Source organism: Clostridium estertheticum (assembly GCF_018861295.1).
Taxonomy (GTDB): Bacteria; Bacillota; Clostridia; order Clostridiales; family Clostridiaceae; genus Clostridium_AD; species Clostridium_AD estertheticum_D.
On the sequence record NZ_JAHLDM010000077.1, the window covers coordinates 1 to 1517 of the forward strand.

The 1517-nt window shown below is 30.9% G+C and carries 2 protein-coding genes; both read left to right on the top strand.

Going from position 1 to position 1517, the window contains the following annotated elements:
- A partial coding sequence (locus KPL54_RS25680; RefSeq protein ID WP_290444472.1) for an NAD(P)-dependent oxidoreductase occupies window positions 1-284 on the top strand: 284 nt, incomplete at its 5' end.
- 185 nt (window positions 285-469) lie between these two features.
- Window positions 470-1363 (top strand): class II fructose-bisphosphate aldolase, encoded by an 894-nt coding sequence (locus KPL54_RS25685; RefSeq protein ID WP_216109313.1) that lies wholly within the window; start codon window positions 470-472, stop codon window positions 1361-1363.
- The last annotated feature ends 154 nt before the right edge of the window (window positions 1364-1517 follow it).

Below are 1517 nucleotides of genomic sequence, written 5' to 3' on the forward strand. Positions count from 1 at the left end.
TGAAATCTACTGCGTATTTAATAAATACTGCACGTGCTGGTATAGTTGATACAGATGCTCTTATTAATGCTTTACAAACAAAATCTATTGGTGGTGCAGCTATTGATGTATTTGATGAAGAACCATTACCATCTGATAGCCCATTCTTAAAATTAGATAATATTACACTTACATCACACTTAGCTGGTACTTCATGTGATACTATGCGTAATTCAGTTGAAATAGGTTTTGATGATATTAAAAACTATCTACAAGGATCGCCTATGCAAAACGTACGTAACTAAAGTATAAGTGAGTTAAATTTATTATCGGTAAATCATATTAGGTAAATTCATTTCTACTTATATTTTAGAAATAAATAGAAATGAAATTCATATAAAATTATTAATTAGAACTTAAAGAAAAAATAGATATTGTAACTTATGGAATGGCAATGAGGTAAAAATAAAGAGTATGGGAGGAATTTAAAATGGGATTAGTAAATTTAGAAAGTATATTAGGTGATGCAAGAAAAAACAAGTATGCAGTAGGTGCATTTGATGTAAGCAATAATGATATGGCTATGGCAGTTATTGAGGTAGCAGAAGAACTAAAATCACCAGTAATTTTAATGGGATTAGTGGTTGATCTAAAAGGAGATAGGCTACAATATTGGACAACTGCGCTAAGAACAATGGCTCAGAAGGCTAGTGTGCCAGTTTGTTTACATTTAGACCATGCAACAGATGTGGATTTTATTAAAAAAGCAATAGACAGTGGATTTACATCTGTTATGTTTGATGGATCTGTACTACCATTAGAAGAAAATATAAAAAATACTAAAGAAGTTGTAGAATATGCACATAAATTTAATGTGTCTGTAGAAGCAGAATTAGGCCATGTTGGTGATGGAATTGTTGGAAATTCAGAAACAGGGGCAGTGAAAGATGATAAAGATGAATATGATAATCCAGATGATTTTTTAACAAATCCAAAAGAAATGGAATATTTCATTAAAAGTACAGGTATTGATGCATTAGCTGTTGCAGTTGGAACTGCGCATGGGGTATATGTAAACGAGCCTAAACTACACTTTGATAGACTAGATGATTTAAATAAAATTTCGACATTGCCATTGGTAATGCATGGTGGATCGGGAACACCGGATGAAGCAATAAAAAAATCTGTTGAACTTGGAATATGTAAATTGAATATATTTTCAGAAATGCTATCAGGGTTCTTTACATCACTAAAGGAAGTGCTAAATAGTAAGCAGCAGATGTCTATTTGGCCAATTACAGCTTACGCTAAGCCATTAGAAGCAATGAAAGATGTTGTTAGAGATAAAATGATATTATTAGGATCTAATAATAGAGCAAAATAAAAATATCGGGTGTAAAAGTGTGAGTAATAAATATTGTAATATTTAAAAATGGAGGGGAAATAGAATGAATAGATTTACTTTACCAAGAGATATTTATTTTGGAGAAAATTCTTTAGAGGTGTTAAAAACCATAAAAGGTAAAAAAGCAGTAATA